This is a genomic window from Kitasatospora sp. NPDC097643, from assembly GCF_040302625.1.
Classification (GTDB): Bacteria; Actinomycetota; Actinomycetes; order Streptomycetales; family Streptomycetaceae; genus Kitasatospora.
Genome location: NZ_JBEOSA010000035.1, coordinates 1 through 19,434, shown reverse-complemented (window position 1 = coordinate 19,434; position 19,434 = coordinate 1). Strand labels below are relative to the sequence as shown.

20 protein-coding genes and 1 pseudogene are annotated in these 19,434 nt (G+C 73.5%); 12 read left to right on the top strand and 9 right to left on the bottom strand.

Going from position 1 to position 19,434, the window contains the following annotated elements; all coding sequences use genetic code 11:
• Positions 1-29: 29 nt before the first annotated feature.
• Positions 30-1,514 (bottom strand): phosphatidylinositol-specific phospholipase C domain-containing protein, encoded by a 1,485-nt coding sequence (locus ABTY15_RS22475; RefSeq protein WP_350596796.1) that lies wholly within the window; start codon positions 1,512-1,514, stop codon positions 30-32.
• 169 nt (positions 1,515-1,683) lie between these two features.
• Here ABTY15_RS22475 and ABTY15_RS22470 point away from each other — a divergent pair, with 169 nt between their 5' ends.
• Positions 1,684-2,286: an NIPSNAP family protein gene (locus tag ABTY15_RS22470; protein WP_350596794.1), complete on the top strand. Its 603-nt coding sequence runs from the start codon at positions 1,684-1,686 to the stop codon at positions 2,284-2,286.
• A 129-nt stretch (positions 2,287-2,415) separates the two neighbouring features.
• Here the strand turns inward: ABTY15_RS22470 and ABTY15_RS22465 are convergent, their stop codons facing one another.
• Together ABTY15_RS22465 and ABTY15_RS22460 are read right to left on the bottom strand one after the other, a co-directional pair.
• A complete protein-coding gene (locus ABTY15_RS22465; protein WP_350596790.1) occupies positions 2,416-2,757 on the bottom strand; it encodes a DUF5713 family protein in 342 nt (113 codons plus the stop codon).
• Positions 2,758-2,820: 63 nt separating this feature from the next.
• Positions 2,821-3,282, bottom strand: coding sequence for a hypothetical protein (locus ABTY15_RS22460; protein ID WP_350596787.1), 462 nt, complete (start codon positions 3,280-3,282; stop codon positions 2,821-2,823).
• Between the two features lie 173 nt (positions 3,283-3,455).
• On the opposite strand from ABTY15_RS22460, the gene ABTY15_RS22455 reads away from it, so the two are divergent.
• Positions 3,456-3,857, top strand: a complete 402-nt coding sequence (locus ABTY15_RS22455) for a VOC family protein (RefSeq protein WP_350596785.1) — start codon at positions 3,456-3,458, stop codon at positions 3,855-3,857.
• Positions 3,858-3,864: 7 nt separating this feature from the next.
• On the opposite strand, the gene ABTY15_RS22450 is transcribed toward ABTY15_RS22455, so the two are convergent.
• Positions 3,865-4,629 (bottom strand): alpha/beta fold hydrolase, encoded by a 765-nt coding sequence (locus ABTY15_RS22450; RefSeq protein WP_350596783.1) that lies wholly within the window; start codon positions 4,627-4,629, stop codon positions 3,865-3,867.
• 229 nt (positions 4,630-4,858) lie between these two features.
• Complete coding sequence (locus tag ABTY15_RS22445) at positions 4,859-5,269, bottom strand: VOC family protein (protein WP_350596778.1); 411 nt, start codon at positions 5,267-5,269, stop codon at positions 4,859-4,861.
• A gap of 180 nt (positions 5,270-5,449) precedes the next feature.
• On the opposite strand from ABTY15_RS22445, the gene ABTY15_RS22440 reads away from it, so the two are divergent.
• Entirely contained in the window at positions 5,450-5,938 is a 489-nt protein-coding gene (locus tag ABTY15_RS22440) for a hypothetical protein (protein WP_350596775.1), read from the top strand.
• Between the two features lie 107 nt (positions 5,939-6,045).
• On the opposite strand, the gene ABTY15_RS22435 is transcribed toward ABTY15_RS22440, so the two are convergent.
• Positions 6,046-7,476, bottom strand: a complete 1,431-nt coding sequence (locus tag ABTY15_RS22435) for an AfsR/SARP family transcriptional regulator (RefSeq protein WP_350596772.1) — start codon at positions 7,474-7,476, stop codon at positions 6,046-6,048.
• Between the two features lie 166 nt (positions 7,477-7,642).
• On the opposite strand from ABTY15_RS22435, the gene ABTY15_RS22430 reads away from it, so the two are divergent.
• From ABTY15_RS22430 to ABTY15_RS22420, 3 genes are all read left to right on the top strand, one after another.
• The gene (locus ABTY15_RS22430) at positions 7,643-8,914 is read left to right on the top strand and encodes an RNA-guided endonuclease InsQ/TnpB family protein (RefSeq protein ID WP_350596767.1); all 1,272 of its coding nucleotides are present in this window, start codon (positions 7,643-7,645) and stop codon (positions 8,912-8,914) included.
• 98 nt (positions 8,915-9,012) lie between these two features.
• Complete coding sequence (locus tag ABTY15_RS22425; protein WP_350596764.1) at positions 9,013-11,943, top strand: ATP-binding protein; 2,931 nt, start codon at positions 9,013-9,015, stop codon at positions 11,941-11,943.
• A 124-nt stretch (positions 11,944-12,067) separates the two neighbouring features.
• Positions 12,068-12,949: a CAP domain-containing protein gene (locus ABTY15_RS22420; protein WP_350596759.1), complete on the top strand. Its 882-nt coding sequence runs from the start codon at positions 12,068-12,070 to the stop codon at positions 12,947-12,949.
• 22 nt (positions 12,950-12,971) lie between these two features.
• Here ABTY15_RS22420 and ABTY15_RS22415 read toward each other — a convergent pair whose 3' ends face one another.
• Positions 12,972-13,283 (bottom strand): endonuclease domain-containing protein, encoded by a 312-nt coding sequence (locus ABTY15_RS22415; RefSeq protein ID WP_350596996.1) that lies wholly within the window; start codon positions 13,281-13,283, stop codon positions 12,972-12,974.
• Between the two features lie 98 nt (positions 13,284-13,381).
• Here ABTY15_RS22415 and ABTY15_RS22410 point away from each other — a divergent pair, with 98 nt between their 5' ends.
• The 3 genes from ABTY15_RS22410 to ABTY15_RS22400 all read left to right on the top strand — a co-directional run bounded on the left by ABTY15_RS22410 (position 13,382) and on the right by ABTY15_RS22400 (position 15,684).
• Positions 13,382-14,164, top strand: a complete 783-nt coding sequence (locus ABTY15_RS22410) for a GNAT family N-acetyltransferase (protein WP_350596755.1) — start codon at positions 13,382-13,384, stop codon at positions 14,162-14,164.
• A 55-nt stretch (positions 14,165-14,219) separates the two neighbouring features.
• Positions 14,220-14,753, top strand: a complete 534-nt coding sequence (locus tag ABTY15_RS22405) for a GNAT family N-acetyltransferase (protein ID WP_350596751.1) — start codon at positions 14,220-14,222, stop codon at positions 14,751-14,753.
• Between the two features lie 229 nt (positions 14,754-14,982).
• Positions 14,983-15,684: a hypothetical protein gene (locus ABTY15_RS22400; protein ID WP_350596748.1), complete on the top strand. Its 702-nt coding sequence runs from the start codon at positions 14,983-14,985 to the stop codon at positions 15,682-15,684.
• 61 nt (positions 15,685-15,745) lie between these two features.
• Here ABTY15_RS22400 and ABTY15_RS22395 read toward each other — a convergent pair whose 3' ends face one another.
• Positions 15,746-16,387, bottom strand: coding sequence for a TetR/AcrR family transcriptional regulator (locus ABTY15_RS22395; RefSeq protein ID WP_350596745.1), 642 nt, complete (start codon positions 16,385-16,387; stop codon positions 15,746-15,748).
• A gap of 240 nt (positions 16,388-16,627) precedes the next feature.
• On the opposite strand from ABTY15_RS22395, the gene ABTY15_RS22390 reads away from it, so the two are divergent.
• The 3 genes from ABTY15_RS22390 (at position 16,628) to ABTY15_RS22380 (ending at position 18,996) form a co-directional block, all read left to right on the top strand.
• Positions 16,628-17,041: a DUF6542 domain-containing protein gene (locus ABTY15_RS22390; RefSeq protein ID WP_350596741.1), complete on the top strand. Its 414-nt coding sequence runs from the start codon at positions 16,628-16,630 to the stop codon at positions 17,039-17,041.
• Complete coding sequence (locus tag ABTY15_RS22385; RefSeq protein ID WP_350596737.1) at positions 17,034-18,455, top strand: LCP family protein; 1,422 nt, start codon at positions 17,034-17,036, stop codon at positions 18,453-18,455. The genes ABTY15_RS22390 and ABTY15_RS22385 overlap by 8 nt, the downstream gene beginning before the upstream one ends.
• A gap of 160 nt (positions 18,456-18,615) precedes the next feature.
• Positions 18,616-18,996 (top strand): VOC family protein, encoded by a 381-nt coding sequence (locus ABTY15_RS22380; protein WP_350596734.1) that lies wholly within the window; start codon positions 18,616-18,618, stop codon positions 18,994-18,996.
• Positions 18,997-19,094: 98 nt separating this feature from the next.
• Here the strand turns inward: ABTY15_RS22380 and ABTY15_RS22375 are convergent.
• Positions 19,095-19,434 (bottom strand): annotated as a pseudogene (locus ABTY15_RS22375) (2-oxoacid:ferredoxin oxidoreductase subunit beta); the annotation flags it as partial.

Below are 19,434 nucleotides of genomic sequence, written 5' to 3'. Positions count from 1 at the left end.
GTCCTCCGAGGAGCGTCGCCCGAGGAACGTCAGGCGTGGTACCAGACCTGGTTCTGGGCGCCGCCCACGCAGTCCCAGATGTCCAGTTGGCGGCCGCCGGTCTGGCCGGCGGGGATGTCGAGGCAGCGGCCGGAGGCCGGGTTGAAGAGCTGGCTCTTGCCGTTGAGCACCCACTGCTGGTTCGGCGCGCCGGGGAGGCAGTTCCAGAGCCCGACCGGCGAGCCGTTGCCGGTGCCGGCGCCGGTGATGTCCAGGCAGAGCTCGCCGCCGGGGCGGCTGACGCTGCCCATCCGGATGGTGTCGCCGATGAGCCTCCACTGCTGCGGCGCGCTCTGGTTGCAGGCCCAGGTGTCGACCTTCGCGCCGGGTTTGAAGGTGCCCTGGTAGTCGTCCAGGCAGACGTTCTCGCCCTTGGGGCCCTTCAAGTTCGACCAGATCTGGGACGGGTTGCGGTAGATGAGGTTGTCGATCAGCGCCCAGCCGGGGAAGTCCATCATGACGACGCCGAGGTGGTCACCGTTGCCGCCGTTGTTGTTCAGGTACTTCATCAGCCGCGGGTTGATGCCCTCGACGTCGATGTTGCCGGTGTTGCCGATGTGACCGCCGGCGAACTCGACCGGCTCCGGGGCCATGAAGTGCGACGCGGAGGAGTACGTCACGAACATCTCGCCGCTCGAGTCGGCCGCGGCCTTGTCGAGGTTGCCCTTCACATACGGCCACTTCTTGTCGATGCTGTTGAGGTCGAAGTGGTCCTCGATGTGGTCGCCGAAGCCCTTGATGCCCATGCCGTAGTCCGTGCCGCCGGGCAGGCGGAAGTCGGTCAGCACGATCTTCCCGCGCACCTGGCCGAGCCTCGGCACGGAGGTCTGCTGCCCCTGCTGCACGGACGGGGCGTAGAACAGGTCGCGGTACTCGGGCTTGTTGAGGTACTGCTGGAAGATCCGCAGCCGGTCCGCGTCGGTGGTCGACTTCGGGTCATCGGTGCAGCTGCCGGTCGACCCCTCGCACTCACCCTTGAGCCGCATCAGGATCGTCTCGCCCGAGTGCTCCTTCAGGAAGTCCCGGGCCCGGATCAGCACGTCGTCGAAGACCGCGTCCTGGTAGAACGCGCCGTGGTGAATGGTGAAGCCGCCGCCGATGACCCGGACCCGGATGTCCAGCGCCCGGACACCGCGCATCAGCTGGTCGGCCAGGGTGCCGCCGCTGCTGCCGTGGTCCTCCTGGGTCTGCACCAGGGAGCCACCCTTGATCGCCATCGTGTCGTGGGTGCCCGGGATGGACATCGCCGCGAGCCACGTGTCGCCGTGCACCAGCGACATCCAGTCCGGGTGGCGGGTCGAGTCGATGCTGCGGAACGAGTCGCTGAGGCTGCTGCCCATCGCCGCGGCCGGGCTGGTGGCGGCCACCGAGCCGAGCGCGGCGGTGGCCAGCACCAGGGCCGCACTGGCCAGGCGGCGCCCGGACCGGCGCAGAGCGGCGGCCAACCCGGGTCGGCGGGAGCGTGGTTGAAGCACGGGGAGGATCCTCTCGACGGACGGACGGGCGTCACCCGACCGGGCCTGGGGACGGCCTCACCCGATGTACGCCCACCGAGGGCTACGGGCACGCGACCACGTCCGGTTCACCACCCGTCGGCGCTCCACTGACAGGAGATGTCAGCGGAGCGCCCCTAACCTCCCGGCCATGAACGTCATCGTCGAACTCCGCCAGTACACCCTCCACCCGGGCGCCCGGGACACCCTGATCGACCTCTTCGAGCGGGAGTTCGTCACCGGGCAGGAGGCGGCCGGCATCACCCTGGGCGGCCGGTTCCGCGACCTGGACGACCCGGACCGCTTCGTCTGGCTGCGCAGCTTCCCGAACATGGCGGAGCGGGAGCGGGCGCTGCGGGCCTTCTACTTCGGTCCGGTCTGGCAGGCCCACCGCGATCAGGCCAACGCGACCATGGTGGACTCGGACAACGTGCTCCTGCTGCGCGGACCGGGCTTCGCCGCCCCGGACGCCGAAGGGCCGGTCGCCGTCACCATCTGCCACCCGCTCGACGCCGATGCCTTCGCCCACTACTTCGAGCGGGACCTGCGCCCGGCGTTGGCCGCCTTCGGCTCCCCCGCACGGGCGGTGCACCGCACCGAGCACGCCGAGAACACGTTCCCCGCCCTGCCCGTCCGGACCGGCGAGGACGTCCTGCTCTGGTTCACGCCGGGAGAGGCACCGCCCCTGCCGGACCTCTCGGCCCACCTGAAGACGGCTCCGCAGCAGCTCCGCCTGGAGCCCGTACGGGCATAGCGGCCGCATGTCGGTACCGGCCGCCGCCTTCTCCGGGATTCCGGGCCGGAACGGTCCCCAGTCCCCCGAGAAGCCGATCCGCAGCTCGCGCTCCCTGCGGTTGACGGACACCCCCGGGCCGGGTGTCGGTCACCAGTCGCGGGTGGCGATCAGTTCCTCGATGCCGGCGCCGGTGAAGCCGTAGGCCGAGGCGATGAACCAGAAGTCCTCGGCGATCGCCTCGCGGGCGACGGTCTCGATCTCGCTGCCGGCCTCCTCGAAGGCGTCCTGGAGCTCGTTGAACTCGTCGGTCGCCGCGTGGGTGAGGGCGTAGAGGGCGGTGAGGTCGGCGGGGCGCTCGGCCTCGATCCGCTCGCAGAGGCGGAGCAGGACGGCCTTGCCCTGGTCGACGACGTGGGCGGGGTAGTAGGAGTCGTTGGAGAGCTGGCGCAGGAAGGCGTGGCCGGCGGCCTTGGCGTTGGTGATCGGCATGGGGGCGATGATGTGCCACCGCACTGACAACGGCGTTCAGTCGTATCAGCCGTATCAGTCGCATCAGTCGTAGAAGAACTGGCGCAGGTCCTCGACCGAGCCGGGGCCGGTGAGGAAGGCCTCGGCCCCGGCGACGTCGGTCTCGGGCGGGGGCCCGTCCGTGCGGAGGCTGCGGAGCCAGCGTTCGCCCTGCTCGCCGATGGCGTAGATGCCGGAGAGCAGTTCGGCCATGCCCGCCGGGCGGGGCGGGGTGGTGCCGGCGACGGGCGTCAGCTGCCAGCCGCCGGCCCGGGCGGCGAGACGGAGCGCACCCGCCCAGTTGGCGATGCGGCCGAGCCGGACGTGCCAGGAGTCGTTGGTGAACGGGGGGAGGCGGCCGCCGTGCAGGGCGTTGGTCGCGGCGACGAGGTCGTCGATGATCTGACGTTCGGCGGGGGTGCGGACCCAGCGGCCCTCCTGGGCGTCCTCGATGGCGGCGTCCCACCACTCCCAGGCGCCGTCGATGCGGCTCGCGAATCCGTCCATGGGGGCAAGGCTGTCACACGGTCAGCCTGGGATTGAGGCGGGCGAGGGTTGAGGCGGGCGGGGGTTGCGGCCCGCGCCCTCGCGGTGGGCGATGCGCTGGACGGCGGTCCGCCTCCGGTCCTACGCCCGCCGCCCGATGCCCTGGTGATCAACTCCCGCCTACCGTGATCCCCATGGACATCCCCGCGCACCACCGACACACCGTCATCCCGCACATCATGATCGACGGCGCCGCCGAGGCGATCACCTTCTACTCAGCCGCCTTCGGAGCGTCCGAGCTCGTCCGGCTCCACGACGACAACGGGCTCATCGTGCACGCCGAGATCAGCATCCACGGCGCCACCCTGATGCTCGGGGACGCCCATGTCGCCCCCTTCTCCGCCCCCGACGGCACCACCACCCCCGTCGCCCTGCACGTCTACGTCCCCGACGTCGACGGCCTCTCCACCCAGGCCGTCGCCGCCGGGGCCGAACTCCTCTCCGCCCCCGCCGACATGCCCTACGGCGCCCGGCAGTCGATGCTGCGCGACCCCTTCGGCCACGTCTGGATCTTCCTCACTCCGATCGCCGTCTGACCGTCGCTCAGCCGGCCGGAACAGCCTCGCGCAGGAACTCGACCAGCAGCTCCGTCACCTCGGCCGGCCGCTCCACACTCGGCAGATGCCCGGCCCACGGCAGCTCGACATGCCGGGCACCGACCACCGACTCCGGCAGCTCGGCCGCGATCCGCCGGAAGTCCCCCACGTCCTGACCACCCGAGACCGCCAGACAGGGCGCCTTGACCGCCGACAGCTCGACCTCGACGGCCCGCCGCCCGGCCCCCTCCGGCGCGGCCAGCTGCACCTCGAAGGCCCGCCGCTGCATCTCCCGCACCTCGGCCCGGACCTCCTCCCCGGCCTCCGGCCCGAGCCAGGTGTCCACGTTCAACTCCACCGCGCCCGCGACGTCCCCCGCCTCCAGCAGCGCGTCCTCCTGCTCCCCGAACGCCCGCAGCTCCGCACTGGGCTCGTGCTCCGGCAGCCCGGCGCACAGCAGCGCCAGCGCCGTCACCCGCTCCGGCCGGCGCGCGGCCACCTCCAGCGCGACCCGCCCGCCGTACGAGGACCCGACCAGCGCCGCCCGCTCGACGCCGAGGACGTCCAGCACCTCCAGGACGTCCTCGGCATCGTTGTGCCGCCGCCCCGGCAACCCGCTCTCCCCGAAGCCCCGCAGGTCACAGCGCACCACCCGGTACCCGGCCTCGGCCAGCGCCCGCCACTGCGGCTCCCACATCCGTCGGTCACACACGGCGGAGTGCAGCAACACCAGCGCGGGGCCGTCCCCGGTCACGTCATAGGCAAGAGTCATGCGCCGACCCTAGGCCCCATCATCTGCGAAGACCCGCGATTATCCCCGCCGTACAGGGCACCCGTCCGCTCGTCGGCCCCCAACGAGCGGGCGGCGAGACGTCGTTCTTCGAACCGCTGCGACCGGCAACGTCCGCCGGGCCGGGGCCGGAAAGGGTGGCGGCGGCGCCGGCCGATCCGGCGTGGGAGGCTCGGGCAGCTCGCCCCGCGTTCCGGAACCCGCCGACGAATCACCCCGCAGCGGGGGCCTGTTCGATGCGGATGAGGTTGCCGGAGGGGTCGCGGACGGCGAAGTCGCGGGTGCCCCAGGGCTGGTCGGTGGGTTCCTGGTCGATGTCGGCGCCGGCGGCGCGGGCCTGCTGGAAGGCCGCGTCGAGGTCGTCCGCGCGGAAGTGGAGGCCACCCAGGGCGCCCTGGGCGATCAGGGTGCTGAGGGTCTCGCGGTCGGCGGGGCCGCCGTTGAGGTAGTTGGTGAGGACGATGCCGACGCCGGGCTGGGCGGGGGCGCCGACGGTGATCCAGCGCAGGCCGCCGCGGTCGACGTCGTTGCGCACGTCGAGGCCGAGGGCGTCGCGGTAGAAGGCGAGGGCGGCGTCGGGATCGTGAACCAGGACGAAACAGGTCGAAAGGGTGAGGTCCATGCCCGCCATGCTAGGAAGGCCCGGCCGGACCCGCTCGTCCGACTGACCCTGCCGGCCGAGGCGGAACCGGTCGCCGATCGGGCGTTCATCGTTTGTCTACTGGCGTAGCCCATGATCAGTTCCACCAGGGCGGCCGCGGATGATCGCGGGCGCCGCAGGAACGAGAGAGGCGACACGGGGATGAAGGCGACGAAGACGACGAAGACGCTGCGGAACGCGGCCATGGCGGTCGCGGCCGGGGTACTGGCGATGGCGGGGACGCTGACCGGAGTGGGCAGCGCGCACGCCGACGCGGCGACCACGAGCATTCCGGAGCCCTCGGTGCTGTTCCGGGGCGGGCACCTCGACGCCGGTGACACCCGGCTGATCCTTCAGGACGACGGCAACCTCGTCCTCTACCGGGCCTTCCAGGACGCGAGCCTGGTCCACCCCGTCTGGTCGGCCCCGGGCACCTACGGCTGCGGCTACAAGGCGATCGTGCAGGGCGACGGCAACTTCGTCGTCTACGACGTCAACAGCCGCCCCTGCTGGTCCACCAACACGTTCAAGTCCAACCCGAACCAGACCACCTGGCTGACGGTCTCCGCGCTCGGCGGCTTCTCGGTCGAGTTCACCGACAACAGCGGCTGGCGCCCGCGGATCACGATCCGCAGCTCCGACCTGTACTGACGCCCGCCCCCGCCTTCCCCGGCACCCCCCGGTACACCCGGCCCCGGCCCCGACGAACTCCCGTCCGGGCCGGGGCCGCACCGCGCCCGGGCCGCACGAGGTGCCGCTCAGCCGCGTTCGGCGAGCCACCTGACCAGGTCGGCGACCGACCACTGCGGGCGGGATGCCAGCCGGGTGGCCGCCGTGCGCAGCAGGACCGGCAGGTAGCCGCAGAGGGCGGCGACCTCGGCGGCCGGGCCCGGCTCCTGGCGGATCCGGTCGGCGCCGACGATGCGGGCCAGCAGCTCGTGCGCGTCGTGCTCCTCCAGCGGTCCGAGGGGCAGCCGCACCGCCGCACCGGGCAGGGTGCCCGGCTCGGCGCCGGCCACGACGGCGGCGCAGCCCGGCACCTCGGGCAGCAGTGGCGCCGGCTCGGCGACGTCGTCGAGCACCACCAGCACCCGCCGCCCGGCGAGCGCGGCCCGGTAGTGCGCGGAGAGCTCCGGCACGGGCGCGTCGCACGGGGGCCGTTCGCCGAGGGCCCGCAGGAAGGCCGCCAGGACGGCCGCGGGCTCGCCGCTGCCGTACAGCTGCCCGTCCGGGAAGGCGTCCTGGACGGCGTGCGCGATGTGCACCGCCAGCGCCGACGTCCCGCAGCCGACCGGCCCGGACAGGGCCAGCACCGGTGCGGCGTCCGCCCGTCGCAGCACCTGCTCGGCCTCCCGCAACTGCGCCGCCCGCCCGACCAGGTCCGCGATGTCCGGCGGCAGCTGGCTCGGCCGGGGTGGCCGCCGCAGTGGTGCCGGGGCGGCCAGTGAGGCGTCCCCGCGCCGGATCCGCTCGGCGAGCTCGACCACGGCGGGCGCCGGTTCGAGCCCGAGGTCGCCGTCCAGCCGTTCGCGCAGCGCCTCGAAGGCGGCCAGTGCGTCGGCCGTCCGCCCGCAGCGATGCAGGGCCAGCAGGTGCAGCCGCTGCACCTCCTCGTCGTGCGGGTGCGAGGCCGCCAGCGCGTCCAGCGGCGCCAGCGCCAGCGCGTGCCGCCCAAGGGCCAGGTCGAGGTCGTGCAGCAGCTTCACCGCCGCGTGCCGACCGGCTGCCAGCCGGTCCCGGGCGCGTTCGGCGAACACCCCGGGCACGCCGTCCAGTGCGCGCCCCTCCCACGCGCCGAGCGCCCCGGTGAGCAGCTCGTGCGCCCGGGCCGGGTCCTCGTGGCGCAGCGCGGTCGCCTCGGCCACGCCCGCCTCGTAGCGGAACAGGTCGACGGCGGTGCGCTCCACCGCCAGCCGGTAGCCGCCCGCGGCCGCCACCAGCAGCCCCGGCTCGGCCAGGGCCCGGCGCAGCCGGTGGGCGTGGGTGCCGATCTGCCCGACCGGGTCCTTGGGCCAGCGGGTGTCGTCCTCGCCCCACAGGCCCTCGACCAGCCGGTCGGTGGGCACGAGCTGGCCGGACGCGAGGAGGAGGGCGGCGAGCACGGCCCGCTGCTGCGGCCGGCCGAGGTCGATCTCGCCGCCGTCGCGCCGGGCGCGCAGCGGTCCCAGCACGCGGAATTCGAGCCCCATGCCCCCACCCCTCGAAGCCATGAGTTCAGCTGACTCTTGCGAGGAATCCCGGGCGTTCACACCCGGGAGGTATCGCGTCCTTGGTCCGGAGGCGCGGAGCGTCGGCGTGCTCCGCGCTGCTGGTCGGTCGGGGATCAATGTCAGTGCCTCTTGCTACGTTCGACAGGTGAAGATCGTGACGCAGGTGAAGCTCCTGCCGACCCCTGGACAGGCGTCGGCACTGGAGGCCACCCTGCGCACCGTCAATGATGCGGCGTGCTGGGTGTCCGCTGTTGCGCTCGATCGTGGTGTGCCGCGTGAGTACGAGCTGCGCAAGCACACCTATGCGGAGTTGAAGGCCCGTGGGCTGGGGGCGCAGGCCGCGCAGCACGTGATCAAGAAGACCTGTGACGCCTATACCGCGTTGAGAGCGAACGCCCGGGCCGGGAACCTCGGCAGGCCGGGATCCAGACGTCGGGTCAAGGCGGAGTCGAAGCCGATCGTCTTCCGCCGGGATGCCGCGCAGCCGTACGACGACCGGTGTCTGTCCTGGCAGTTGGACGCGCGGACCGTGAGCATCTGGACCACGGCAGGTCGTCTCAAGGGCATTCCGTTCGCGTGTTCCACGGAGGCCCTCAGGACTCTGCGGGAACACCGGCGAGGTGAGTCCGACCTCGTCGAACGCGGCGGCGCGTTCTACCTGGTCGCCACCTGCGATGTTCCCGAGGCCCCGGTCAACGAGGAGCCCGCCGGGTTCATCGGCGTTGATCTCGGCATCGTCAACATCGCCACCACCAGCACCGGCTACCGGGCTGCCGGGCGCGGCCTGAACCGGCACCGCAAGCGGCAACTCGACCTGCGGAGGAAGCTTCAGGCCAAGGGCACCAAGTCCGCGAAGCGTCTGCTGAAGAAGCGCTCCCGCAAGGAGCGACGGCACGCCGCCAACGAGAACCACCTCATCGCCAAGACCATCGTCAGCACCGCTGAACGCACCGGTAGTGGGATCGCTCTGGAAGACCTGACGGGGATCCGCAGCCGGGTACGGCTCCGCAAGGACCAGCGGCAACCACTGCACTCGTGGAGCTTCCACCAGCTCGCCTCCTTCGTGGAGTACAAGGCGCGCCGCGCCGGGGTGCCGCTGGTGTACGTCGACCCGGCGCACACCAGCCAACAGTGTTCCCAGTGCCACCACATCGACCGGCGCAACCGCCGGTCGCAATCCGCGTTCGCGTGCCGCGCCTGCGGCGTCATGATGAACGCGGACCACAACGCATCCCGCAACATCGCCTGCAAGGGCGAGGCCGCATGGATCGCGGGGCGTGAGTCACGCGTCCCAGCCACCCCGTTGGCAGGTGGCTCAGACGCGGGAGGCCGCGCGACAGCCAGCCGCGCCCTACCCGCCAGCCCGGTCGCGTGCGGCCGGGTCAAGTTGACTGCACAATCTGTGACGGAAGCATAGGGGACCGGTCCCGGGGGCGCCGTAGTGCGGACGGGAACGTCCGGAGAACGGCGGGATCCGACCCATCGGAAGACACACCGGGACATTCGGGGGCAGGCATGGCTGACATGGGGGAATCCGGGCTGCGGCTGGGAATGCTGGGACCGCTGCGGGCCTGGCACGGTGACGAGGCGATCGAGCTGGGGCGGCCGCAGCAGCGGGCGCTGCTCGCCGTGCTGCTGACCGCCGCGGGGCGCACGGTGGCGACGTCGGTGCTGGTGGAGGGGGTGTGGGGCGGGGCCGCGCCGGCCGATCCGCGCAAGGCGGTCCAGCTGGCCGTCTCCCGGCTGCGGGCGGCGTTCAAGCCGTACACCGGGCCGGAGCCGGAGCGGATGCCGCTGGTACGGGTCGGCGACGGGTACGCCTGGCGGGCGCCGCACGCCGAGCTGGACGTGACGGTCTGGGAGGCGCTGCTGGCCGAGGCCGAGCGGCTGAGAGCGGGCGGCGCGGCGGCGCGGGACGTCCGGGAGGTGCTGCGACGGGCGCAGCGGCTCTGGGTCGGCGAGCCGCTGGCCGGGCTGCCGGGGCCGCACGCCGAGGCCGTCCGGGCCCGGCTGACCGAGCAGCGGCTTTCCGCCAAGGAGGCGCAGCTGGAGCTGGACGCGGAGATCGGCGACCGCACCGACCTGACGGCGGAGGCCGCCGCGCTGGCCCTGGAGCACCAGGGGCGGCCCCGGCTGACCGCCGTCCTGATGCGCGCGCTCTACCAGGCCGGGCGCAAGGCCGAGGCGCTGGCCGTGTACGAGGACGCCCGCCGTACCCTGCCGGCCCAGGACGAGGGCCTGGCCGCCCTTCAGCTGCGCATCCTGCGCGAGGACGAATCCCTGCTGGCCGCCGCCGCCGGCCGGGCCGAGGAACCGGCCGCCGGCTGGCAGCCGCCCGCCCAACTCCCCGCCGGCCTGCCGGACTTCACCGGCCGCACGGAGGAGGTCGACACCCTCGCCGACCGGCTCGCCGGAGCCGGCGGGCGGGCCGTCGTGGTCTCGGCGCTGGACGGCATGGGCGGGGTCGGCAAGACCACCCTCGCCGTCCACGTCGCCCGGCAGGTGACCGCGCGCTTCCCCGACGGGCAGCTCTTCGCCGACCTGCGCGGCGCCGACCGGACACCGCTGGACCCGGGCACGGTACTCGCCGGCTTCCTGCGCGCCCTCGGCGTGGCCGCCGCCGAGATCCCGCTCGACACCGGGGAACGCTCCGCGCTGTACCGCTCGGCGCTGGCCGGGCGGCGCGTCCTCGTCGTCCTCGACAACGCCGCCACCCTCGGCCACGTGGAACCGCTGCTGCCCGGCTCGGCCGGCTGCGCCGTCCTGGTCACCAGCCGGGTCCGCCTGACCGGCCTCGCCGGGGCGCACCAGCTGCGCCTGGACACCCTGCCCCGGGAGCAGGCGCTGGAGCTGCTGACCCGGATCGTCGGCGCCGGGCGGGTCGCCGCCGAGCCCGCGGCCGCCGAGGAGATCGTGCGCGCCTGCGGCCTGCTGCCGCTCGCCGTCCGGATCGTCGCCTCCCGGCTGGCCGCCGACCCCGCGCTCACCCTGGCCGCGCTCGCCGAGGGGCTGCGCCAGGAGCACCGGCTGGCCGAACTCAGCGACGGCGAACGGACGGTGGAGGCCACCTTCGCCCTCTCCTACCACCGCCTGGACGCCGAGTCCGCGCGCGCCTTCCGCCTGCTGTCGCTGCCCGACGCCCCCGACATCCCGCTGCCCTGCGCGGCCGCGCTGCTCGGCCGCACCGAGTCCGAGACCGACGAACTCCTCGAAGCCCTCGTCGACCTCAACCTGCTGCACTCCCCCGGTTTCGGCCGCTACGGCTTCCACGACCTGGTCCGCGCCTACGCCCGGGGCCGCCTCGCCGCCGAGGAGGGCGCCGCCGAACGCACCGCGGCCGCCGACCGGCTGATCGACTTCTGCCTGGCCACCGCCCGCAACGCCGACCTCGCCGCCCGCAAGGCCGACCTGGTCGAACTCGCCCTGCTCGACGCACCCGTCCGCTCCGCCGGCCGGCCGGTCGCCGACGGTGCGGAGGCGGTGCGCTGGATGCGCGACCAGGCCGACGTGCACGCCGCCGCCATCGCCCTGACCTGCGCCGACCCGGCGCTGCCGCTCGACCGGGCGGCCGAACTCGCCGACCGGATGGGCGCGGTGCTGCCCGAGCGGACCCGGACCGGCGCCATCGCCGACCTCGCCGAGCGCATCGCCCACGAGGCCGCCGCCCGCGGCGAGCACGGCCCGCGCGCGCTCGCCGGCTACGTGCGCGGCTGCATGCTCTGGCACATCAACCGCTACACCGAGTCCGAGCAGGAGATCCGCCGGGCCGTCGCCCTGTGCACCGAGCAGGAGCCGACCGTCCGGGTGCTGGCCAAGGCCCTGCTCACGCTCGGCGGCAACGCCCGGGTGCACGGCCGCTACGCCGAGGCCGCCGAGCACGCGGGCCGCGCCGCCGACCTGTTCCACCGCCTCGGCGCCGAACGTTCCGAGGGCAGTGCGCTCGGCGAGTTCGCGTTCAGCGCCGCCCAGACCGGGCGCCTGGCCGAGGCCCGGGACGCCGCCGAGCGCGGCGCCCGGCTGATGTCCGGCTCCGGGCCGGTGTCCGCCGCGACCGGCCGCTACTACCTCGCCCGGGTGCTGCGGCTGTGCGGCGACCCGGAGGCGGCGCTGACCCATGCGGTCGGCGCCCGTGAGGAGTTCGCCGCCCTCCAGGTCACCGTGTTCGAGGCGGCGGCCGGCGACCTCGCCGCCCGGATCCACGCCGAGGCCGAACGCTGGCTGCTCGCCGCCGACGCCGCCGAGGCCGCGCTGCCGCTGGCCCGCCGCACCAGCGCCGCGCTGGAGGCGGCGCTGCTGCACACCCTGGGCACCGCGCTCACCGGCCTCGGCCGCCCGCGCCAGGCCCGGGCCTGCCTCGCGGATGCCCTGGAGGTGTACGAGCGGCTGGGGCTCGCCGAGGACGCCGAGCGGACCAGGGAGCTGCTGGCGGAGCTGCCGCAGCCGTAAGGCCACTGGCGGGGCTACGGCTGTTGACCGTCTGTCTGCCACAGCCCGGGACCGTATCTCTCGTCCGGTCCCGGGCCAGGACGACACCCACCCGGGGTGACACCCACCGCCGAGAGGCACACTCATGCCCACGTTCCCGCAGCACGGCCAGACCTGCACGCTCAAGTCCGCCAACGGAACGGTCGCCGCCGTCCGTTCCAGCCGGAGCGACCGCGGCACCCCCATCCACGCCTGGGGCCCCAACGGCACCGCCGCGCAGGGCTGGACCTTCTGGGCCGAGGAGGGCGGCACCTGGCTCCTGGAGACCCAGCTGACCGTCGGCCGGCACGCCCCCGGCCAGGCCATGGTCATGGACTACAACTACTCCCTCGGCCAGACCTGGTTGTTCAACGAGCACAACCGGCCCAACCAGCACTGGTGCCTGGAGGTCGTCGACGACGACTGGTTCCGGGTCCGGACCGTCCGCACCGACGAGGGCGAGCTCTTCCTCACCGCGGCCGCCCCCGGCTCCCCGCTCACCCTCGGCAAGCAGGACGACGCCAACCCGGCCCAGCGCTGGCAGCTCGTCCCGGTCGGCTCCGGCGTGGGTGGCGGCCGGCAACAGCCCCAGCCCCAGCCCGGCGGTGACTTCCGCGCCGAGATGCTCGCCACCGTCAACGCCGAACGCGCCCGCGCCGGCGCCCGGCCGCTGCGCCTGGACGACCGGCTGAGCGCCGCCGCCCAGCGCCACGCCGACGACCTGGCCGCGCACGACCTCATTCAGCACGACGGCACCGACGGCGGCTCGCCCTGGGACCGCATCCGCGACGCCGGCCTCGGCAAAGTGCCTGCCGCCGAGAACGTCACCCCGGGCAACAGCGTGCCGGAGGCCATGCGGTCGTGGATGAACAGCCCGCACCACCGCGACACCATGCTCAACCCGCAGTACAACCTGCTCGGCGTCGGCTACGCGCCCCGCCAGCGCGGCAACTGGGGCCGCTACGTCCAGACCTTCGCCCAGGCCTGACCACAGGTTCCGAGACCGCCCGCTACCGGGCGGCCTGCCGGTACCGCACAGCAGGCGGATCGGCGAGATACCGGTTCAGGAGCTCGAAGGTGCGCAGTTCCTCCGGGAGCCGCTCGTACCAGGACAGCCCGGAGGAGTTGCACGAGTTGCACAGGATCCCGCGGACGCACCTTCCGCAGGACTCCGACGGGTTGGGGCAGCACTCGTGGTCGTGGTCGACGTGCCAAACCCCTTTACCGCCGGGCTCGGTGCGCGAGCATATCGGGCACCTCCCGCCCTGGAACTCCAGCAAGCCCGTGTACTCCTCCCACGAGAGGCCGTACCGAGTCTTGATGTGCAGTTGCCTGCGGTAGTCCCCGACACCGGCCGCACCGGCCCCCGTCCACTCGTCGGCGCCGACGAGCGGACGGGCACGTCCGTATCCTCGGTCCCGTGTCCCTGATCAGCCTGCACGACCGGTCCGCGCTCGCCGCCCGCTTCGGCGCCGACCCGGCGCTCCACCTGTTCGAGCTCGGCGACCTCGACGACGTCCTCTGGCCGCACACCACCTGGTACGCCACGGACGCCGACCACGGCCCGGTCGCGCTGCTCTACTGCGGCGGCCGGCTGCCCGTCCTGCTCGCCTTCGCCCGCCCGGCCGCCGCGGCCGCGCTCGACGAACTGCTGCGCGAGCTGCGGCCGTTCCTGCCGCGCCGGTTCACGGCCGGCCTGCCGGACGGCGCCGAGCGCGCCCTGGCCCCCGACTACCGGGTCGAGCACCGCACCCCGCTGCTGCGGATGATCCTCCCGGGCCACGCGCAGCTGCCGGCCCGACTCCCGCACCAGGTCGAGCCGTTGACCCCGTCCGACCTGGCCGACCTGCGCGCCCTGCTGGCCGCCTCCTACCCCGAGGCCTGGTTCGACGAGCGGATGCTGACCGGCGGCGGCTACGTCGGCGTGCGCGAGGGCGGCCGGCTGCTGGCCGCCGCCGGGGTGCACGTGCACTCCCCCGCCCAGCGGGTCGCCGTGCTCGGCAACGTCACCACCCTGCCCGAGGCCCGCGGCCGCGGCCTCGCCCGCTCCTGCGTCACCGCCCTGTGCCGGCACCTCGCCGCGACCACCGACCACCTCGGCCTGAACGTCCGCACCGACAACGCCCCGGCGATCCGGCTGTACGAGCAGCTCGGCTTCACCACCGTCACCGGCTACCACGAGCTGCTCCTCGGCGCCTCCTGAGGCCCGCCCGGAAATCCGCGGGCGCGGCGCACCATCACCCTGCTAGAAATGTGACATGTTACAAGGCTCCCTGGTCACCCTCCGCGCCCGCCACCCGGACGACGTCCCCGTCCTCCAGGCCGAACTGCACGACGACGTCACCACCCGGGTCCGGGCCGACAACCGGCCCTGGCGGCCCGTCCCGCCCCTGCCCGAGCACTCGCCGTACGCCGTCACGGCGCCCACCGACGACGCCGCCTGCTTCTCCGTCCTCGAACGGGCCGGCGGCGAACTCGCCGGCGAGGCGCTGCTCTGGGGCATCGACGGCCACAACCGCTGCGCCCACGTCGGGATCGCGCTGCGCCCCGCCCACCGCGGCCGCGGGCTCGCCGCCGACACCGTGCGCACGCTGTGCCACTACGGCTTCCGGGTGCTCGGCCTGCAACGGCTCCAGATCGAGACCCTCACCGACAACGAGCCGATGATCCGGGCCGCCCGCGCCGCCGGGTTCACCGTCGAGGGCACCCTGCGCGCCTCCGCCTGGGTCTGCGGGGAGTTCGTCGACCAGACCGTCCTCGGCCTGCTCGCCCGGGAGTGGCGGGACCGGTGAGCGGGAGCGGCCAACGCGCACGCGGAACCGGTGAGTTGCCGGCCCGGGTCACGGACCGGCCTCCGCTGTCACGGCCCCGCACGGGACTCGTCACGACCCGGTCAAGAGGCCGCCAAAGCCGTGGCACCGCCCCCGGCGCTGCGCTATGAACATGGGTCAGGAGGACCGCCGACCGGCGGACCCGAGTAGACGGGGGACGTCCTTGAAGACCACCGGCAGCAGTCGGAGCGTGCAGATACTCGTCGGGCTGGCCGCGGTCAGCGCGCTGACCCTGACCGCCTGCAACGACGACTCCTCGTCGTCCGACACGGCGAAGACCGCCCCGCCCGCGACCGCCGCGCCCACCCAGCCGGCCGCGCCGACCACCACGGCCGCCGCCCCGACCACCGCCCCGGCCGCCACGGCCCCGGCCACCGCCCCGGCTCCGGCCGACACCCCGACGGCCTCCGCCCCGACGGCCGGCGGCGGCAACGCGGGCCCGACCGCCGCGCCCGGCCAGACGTACAAGATCGGCGAGGCCGCCACGGTGCCGTTCACCTCGGGCAGCACCAAGGGCACCATCACGCTGGCCGTCACATCGATCGACCAGGGCGACCCGGCCGACCTCACCGAGTTCAAGCTCGGCGACAAGGCGAAGGGCCTGGTGCCCTACTACGTGCACTACAAGATCACCAACGTCGGCACCACCGACCTGTCCTTCACCAGCGTCGACCACATGAAGGGCCTGCTGGCGGACGGCACCGAGGCGCAGGAGCTGATGGTCATCGGCAACTTCGCCAAGTGCCCGAGCCCCTCGCTGCCCAAGGGCTTCACCAACGGCCAGTCCAGCACGGCCTGCGCGGTGGCGCTCTCTCCGACGGCCTCGAAGGTGGCCGGTGCCGAGTACTGGGGCAGCCCGTACACCCTCGGCAAGGGCGTCAACTGGAAGTAGCCCGACCGCACTCCGGGCGGGGAACCCGGCCTCGTGCCGACTCCCCGCCCGGAGCGCGCGCTCACCCCGCCGCCGGTGCCCGGTAGATCTTCAGGAACGCGTCGACGCCGACCGCCGCGATCCGCGCGACCTCCTCGTCCGGCACCGGGACGGCGCCCCAGAACGAGCGCTCGGCCACGCCGTGGAAGGTCAGCAGGGTGTACTGCTCGGCGGCCAGTCCGGGATCCTCGACGACCAGCAGGCCCCGGTCGGCCAGCACCGCGAACCGCTCGGCGAGGTCCCGCAGCGAGGCGACCGGCCCGGCGTCCAGCCAGGCCGCCAGCACGTCCGCCGGGATGTTGGCCACCTCGGCGCGGATCGCCCGGCCGAGCGCGCCGTGGTCCCCCGCGGACAGCACGGCCCGCGCGCGGTCCACCGCGAAGTCGATCAGGTCCTGGCGCAGGTCCACCACCCGCTCCAGGTAGGTGCGCATCAACTCGCGGATCTTCCCGGTCAGTTCGGCCGAGTTCTCCAGGGCGACCGTCAGGAACAGGGTCTCCTTGTCGGCGAAGTGGTTGTAGACCGTGCGCTTGGACACCCCGGCCTCGGCCGCGATCGCGTCCATGCTGGCCCGCACGTACCCCTCGCGCCCGAACACCGTCGTCGCGGCCCGCGTGATCGCCTGCCGCTTCTCCGGCCGCCCCGCTCCACCCGTCGCCGCCACGGCCCCACTCCTCGTCCCTCGCACCGGCAAAAACTACCCGGTGTAGTGTATCCGACGCCACCGCCACCGAACATCCGCACGGGAACCACACGCCCGACCCCGGGCGTCCACTACTGGCAACGCCGCACCGCTCGTCACAGAGCGGCCCGGCGCGGGCGCCGCCGAGGCGCCCGGACACGGAAACACGGGGGTGGGCACGTGGCAGGGCGACGAGGACGGACATCCGGGTCCGGGCAACGGGTGGCACGGCGGGCCGACCGGCCCCCGGCACGACCGCTCCCCGGCGGCGCGACCCTGCCCGTCGCGCTCGCGGTCGGGCTGCCGGTGGTGGGCGCCGCGGTCGACGAACTCTCCGGCCCCGGCATGGGCCTGGCGTTCGCGCTCGGCGCGGTCCTCGGCACGGCCCTGGCCGCCGCGCTCTCCACCCGCCACGGCTGGTGGTGGGTGCTCACCGCCTCCCCGCTACTCGTCCTCGGGGTGACCGCCGGCGCGGAACTGCTGGCCGACGGCGACGCCTACCGGGGCAAGGGGCTGGCCACCGGCTCCGCGAAGTGGGTGGTGCACGGCTTTCCCGTGATGGCCACGGCCGCGGGGACGGCCGCGCTGGTGATCGTGGCCCGGGTGGTCCGGGACCGGAGGGGGCAGCATGGCTGAGCACCGGAACGACGGCCCGGCGGAACGGGCGCCGACGGCACCCCGCCGACGCTCCCCGCTGCTGATCGCGGGCCGCGCGGCGGCCTGCTCGGTCGCGCTCGCGGTGTTCGCCGCCAGCGGGGTGGTCTGGTACGAGTACACCAGCCTCACCGACGGCATGGTCACCTCCAAGGTCATCGCCGAGACCAAGAAGGACGCGCCCAAGCACCTGGACAACTCCGTCAACCTGCTGCTGATCGGCCTCGACAGCCGCCGGAACATGGACGGCACCGACATCGACCCGGCGCTCATCCAGGACGAACTGCACGCCGGGCACAGCTCCGACGTCGGCGGCTACAACACCAACTCCCTGATCCTGCTGCACATACCCGCCGGCGGCGGCAAGGTCCAGGCGGTCTCCATCCCCCGCGACGACTACGTCATGACCTACAACGGCGACGGCTCCCAGATGGGCATGGCCAAGATCAAGGAGGCCTACGGCGCCGCGAAGGAGAAGGCCACCCCCGCCCTCCAGGCCAAGGGGCTCAAGGGCGCCGACCTGGAGAAGGCCGGCCGTGACATCGGCCGCGCGGCCACCATCCGGACCGTACAGAAGTTCCTCGACCAGCCGGTCGACCACATCGCCGAGGTCAACCTGATCGGCTTCTACGACATCGCCAAGGCGGTCGAGCCGATCGAGGTCTGCCTCACCCACGACACCAAGGACCCGGCCAAGGACGGCCAGGGCTCCGGCGCGGACTTCCACAAGGGCGTCAACAAGCTGAACGCCGCCCAGGCGCTCTCCTTCGTCCGCCAGCGCCACAACCTCGACGACGGCAACGGGAACGCCGACGACTTCGCCCGCACCCACCGCCAGCAGGCCTTCATCTCCGCCGTCATGCACAACCTCAAGCAGAAGGGCGTCATCGGCGACCTCGGGGAGATGCAGAAGCTGTTCGGCGTGGTGCAGAAGGACCTCGTCATCGACAACGAGTGGAACATCCTCGACTTCGCCCAGCAGGCCCCCAACCTCACCGGCGGCAACGTCGAGTTCAACACCCTGACCTTCGACCGGTTCGACCGCCGCAACGGCCAGGACGTCAACCTGGTCACCCCGGCGAAGATCCAGAAGGTGGTCAAGCAGCTCTTCGGCTACGCCGACACCGCCCCTGCCCCGGCCCCGACCGACCCCGCGACCGGCACCCCCGCCCAGCCGAGCCAGACCCCGACCCCGACGGCCACCCCGACGACCACCCGGACCCCGACGGCCACCCGCACCTCGCCGCCCTCCGGCAAGCGCACCGCCACCCCCACCTCCAGTACCCCCGCCCCCACCGGCTCCACCCCGCCCCCCACCGACCCCGCCGCCGACCTCCCCATGCAGGGTCCCAAGGTCGAAGCCGAGGCCGACGGCGGCATCCCCTGCGTCTTCTGACGCCCACCTTCCCTCGACGCGCCGGTGCCCCCGCCCTCCCCGGGCGGGGGCACCGGCGTTTTCCCCGCCGCCGCGGATCCCCCTGGCGCAATTCTCCGTACTATGTATAGTGTACCGCGTACGGGATAATCGGGCAGGGTCGAGGAGAGGGCGTTCCACCATGCAGATCACCGGCAGTGTCGTGTCGCTGACCGTCGAGGACGTCGAGGCCTCCGCCGGCTTCCTGAAGCGGCACTTCGGGTACGCGGAGCAGATGGCGGCCGACGGGTTCGTGTCGCTCGGGCACCCGGGGGGCGGGGTCGACGTGGTGTTCCTGCGGCGCGGGCTGGAGGTGCTGCCGGAGGGGTTCCGGGACCGGGTCGCGGACGGGGTGATCCTGGCCTTCGTCGTCGAGGGCATCGAGGGCGAACAGGAGCGGCTGCGCGGCGAAGGGGTGGAGATCACCCTGCCGCTGCGCGAGGAGCCGTGGGGCGAGAAGCTGTTCCAGGTCGCCGACCCGAACGGAGTCGTGATCGAGCTGGTCGAGTGGGTCGAGCAGTAGGGCCGGTCAAGCGAAGTGGCGCCGCCGTCGACCGACGGGGGCGCCACTTCGCTTGACCGGCCAGGAGGGCCAGGAGGGGCCAGGAGGGTCCAGGAGGGTCAGTCCACCGTCCAGGTGTCGTTGCCCGCGAGCAGGGTGGCCAGGTCGCCCGGGCCGCGGTGGGCCGCGGCGGCCGCCAACTGGCTGGCCATCAGCTCGTCGTAGACGGGGCGTCGGACGGCGCGCAGGACGCCGATCGGGGTGTGGTGGAGGGTGTCGGCGTCGGCGATCCGGGACAGCGCGAACGCGGTCGCCGGGCTGGTCGCGTGGGCGTCGTGGACCAGCACGTCGGCCTCGTTGTCGGCGGTGACCGGCGCGGTGAACAACTCGCCGTCCGCGCCACGGAACACGCCCTGCCCCTGGTCGGCGCCGAAGCGCACCGGACGGCCGTGTTCCAGC

Excerpts from the sequence above, each read along its gene's own strand:
- ABTY15_RS22470 (WP_350596794.1), top strand. The coding sequence starts at position 1,684 with ATGAACGTCATCGTCGAACTCCGCCAGTACACCCTCCACCCGGGCGCC.
- ABTY15_RS22465 (WP_350596790.1), bottom strand. The coding sequence starts at position 2,757 with ATGCCGATCACCAACGCCAAGGCCGCCGGCCACGCCTTCCTGCGCCAG.
- ABTY15_RS22460 (WP_350596787.1), bottom strand. The coding sequence starts at position 3,282 with ATGGACGGATTCGCGAGCCGCATCGACGGCGCCTGGGAGTGGTGGGAC.
- ABTY15_RS22455 (WP_350596785.1), top strand. The coding sequence starts at position 3,456 with ATGGACATCCCCGCGCACCACCGACACACCGTCATCCCGCACATCATG.
- ABTY15_RS22450 (WP_350596783.1), bottom strand. The coding sequence starts at position 4,629 with ATGACTCTTGCCTATGACGTGACCGGGGACGGCCCCGCGCTGGTGTTG.
- ABTY15_RS22445 (WP_350596778.1), bottom strand. The coding sequence starts at position 5,269 with ATGGACCTCACCCTTTCGACCTGTTTCGTCCTGGTTCACGATCCCGAC.
- ABTY15_RS22440 (WP_350596775.1), top strand. The coding sequence starts at position 5,450 with ATGAAGGCGACGAAGACGACGAAGACGCTGCGGAACGCGGCCATGGCG.
- ABTY15_RS22435 (WP_350596772.1), bottom strand. The coding sequence starts at position 7,476 with ATGGGGCTCGAATTCCGCGTGCTGGGACCGCTGCGCGCCCGGCGCGAC.
- ABTY15_RS22425 (WP_350596764.1), top strand. The coding sequence starts at position 9,013 with ATGGCTGACATGGGGGAATCCGGGCTGCGGCTGGGAATGCTGGGACCG.
- ABTY15_RS22420 (WP_350596759.1), top strand. The coding sequence starts at position 12,068 with ATGCCCACGTTCCCGCAGCACGGCCAGACCTGCACGCTCAAGTCCGCC.
- ABTY15_RS22405 (WP_350596751.1), top strand. The coding sequence starts at position 14,220 with ATGTTACAAGGCTCCCTGGTCACCCTCCGCGCCCGCCACCCGGACGAC.
- ABTY15_RS22385 (WP_350596737.1), top strand. The coding sequence starts at position 17,034 with ATGGCTGAGCACCGGAACGACGGCCCGGCGGAACGGGCGCCGACGGCA.
- ABTY15_RS22380 (WP_350596734.1), top strand. The coding sequence starts at position 18,616 with ATGCAGATCACCGGCAGTGTCGTGTCGCTGACCGTCGAGGACGTCGAG.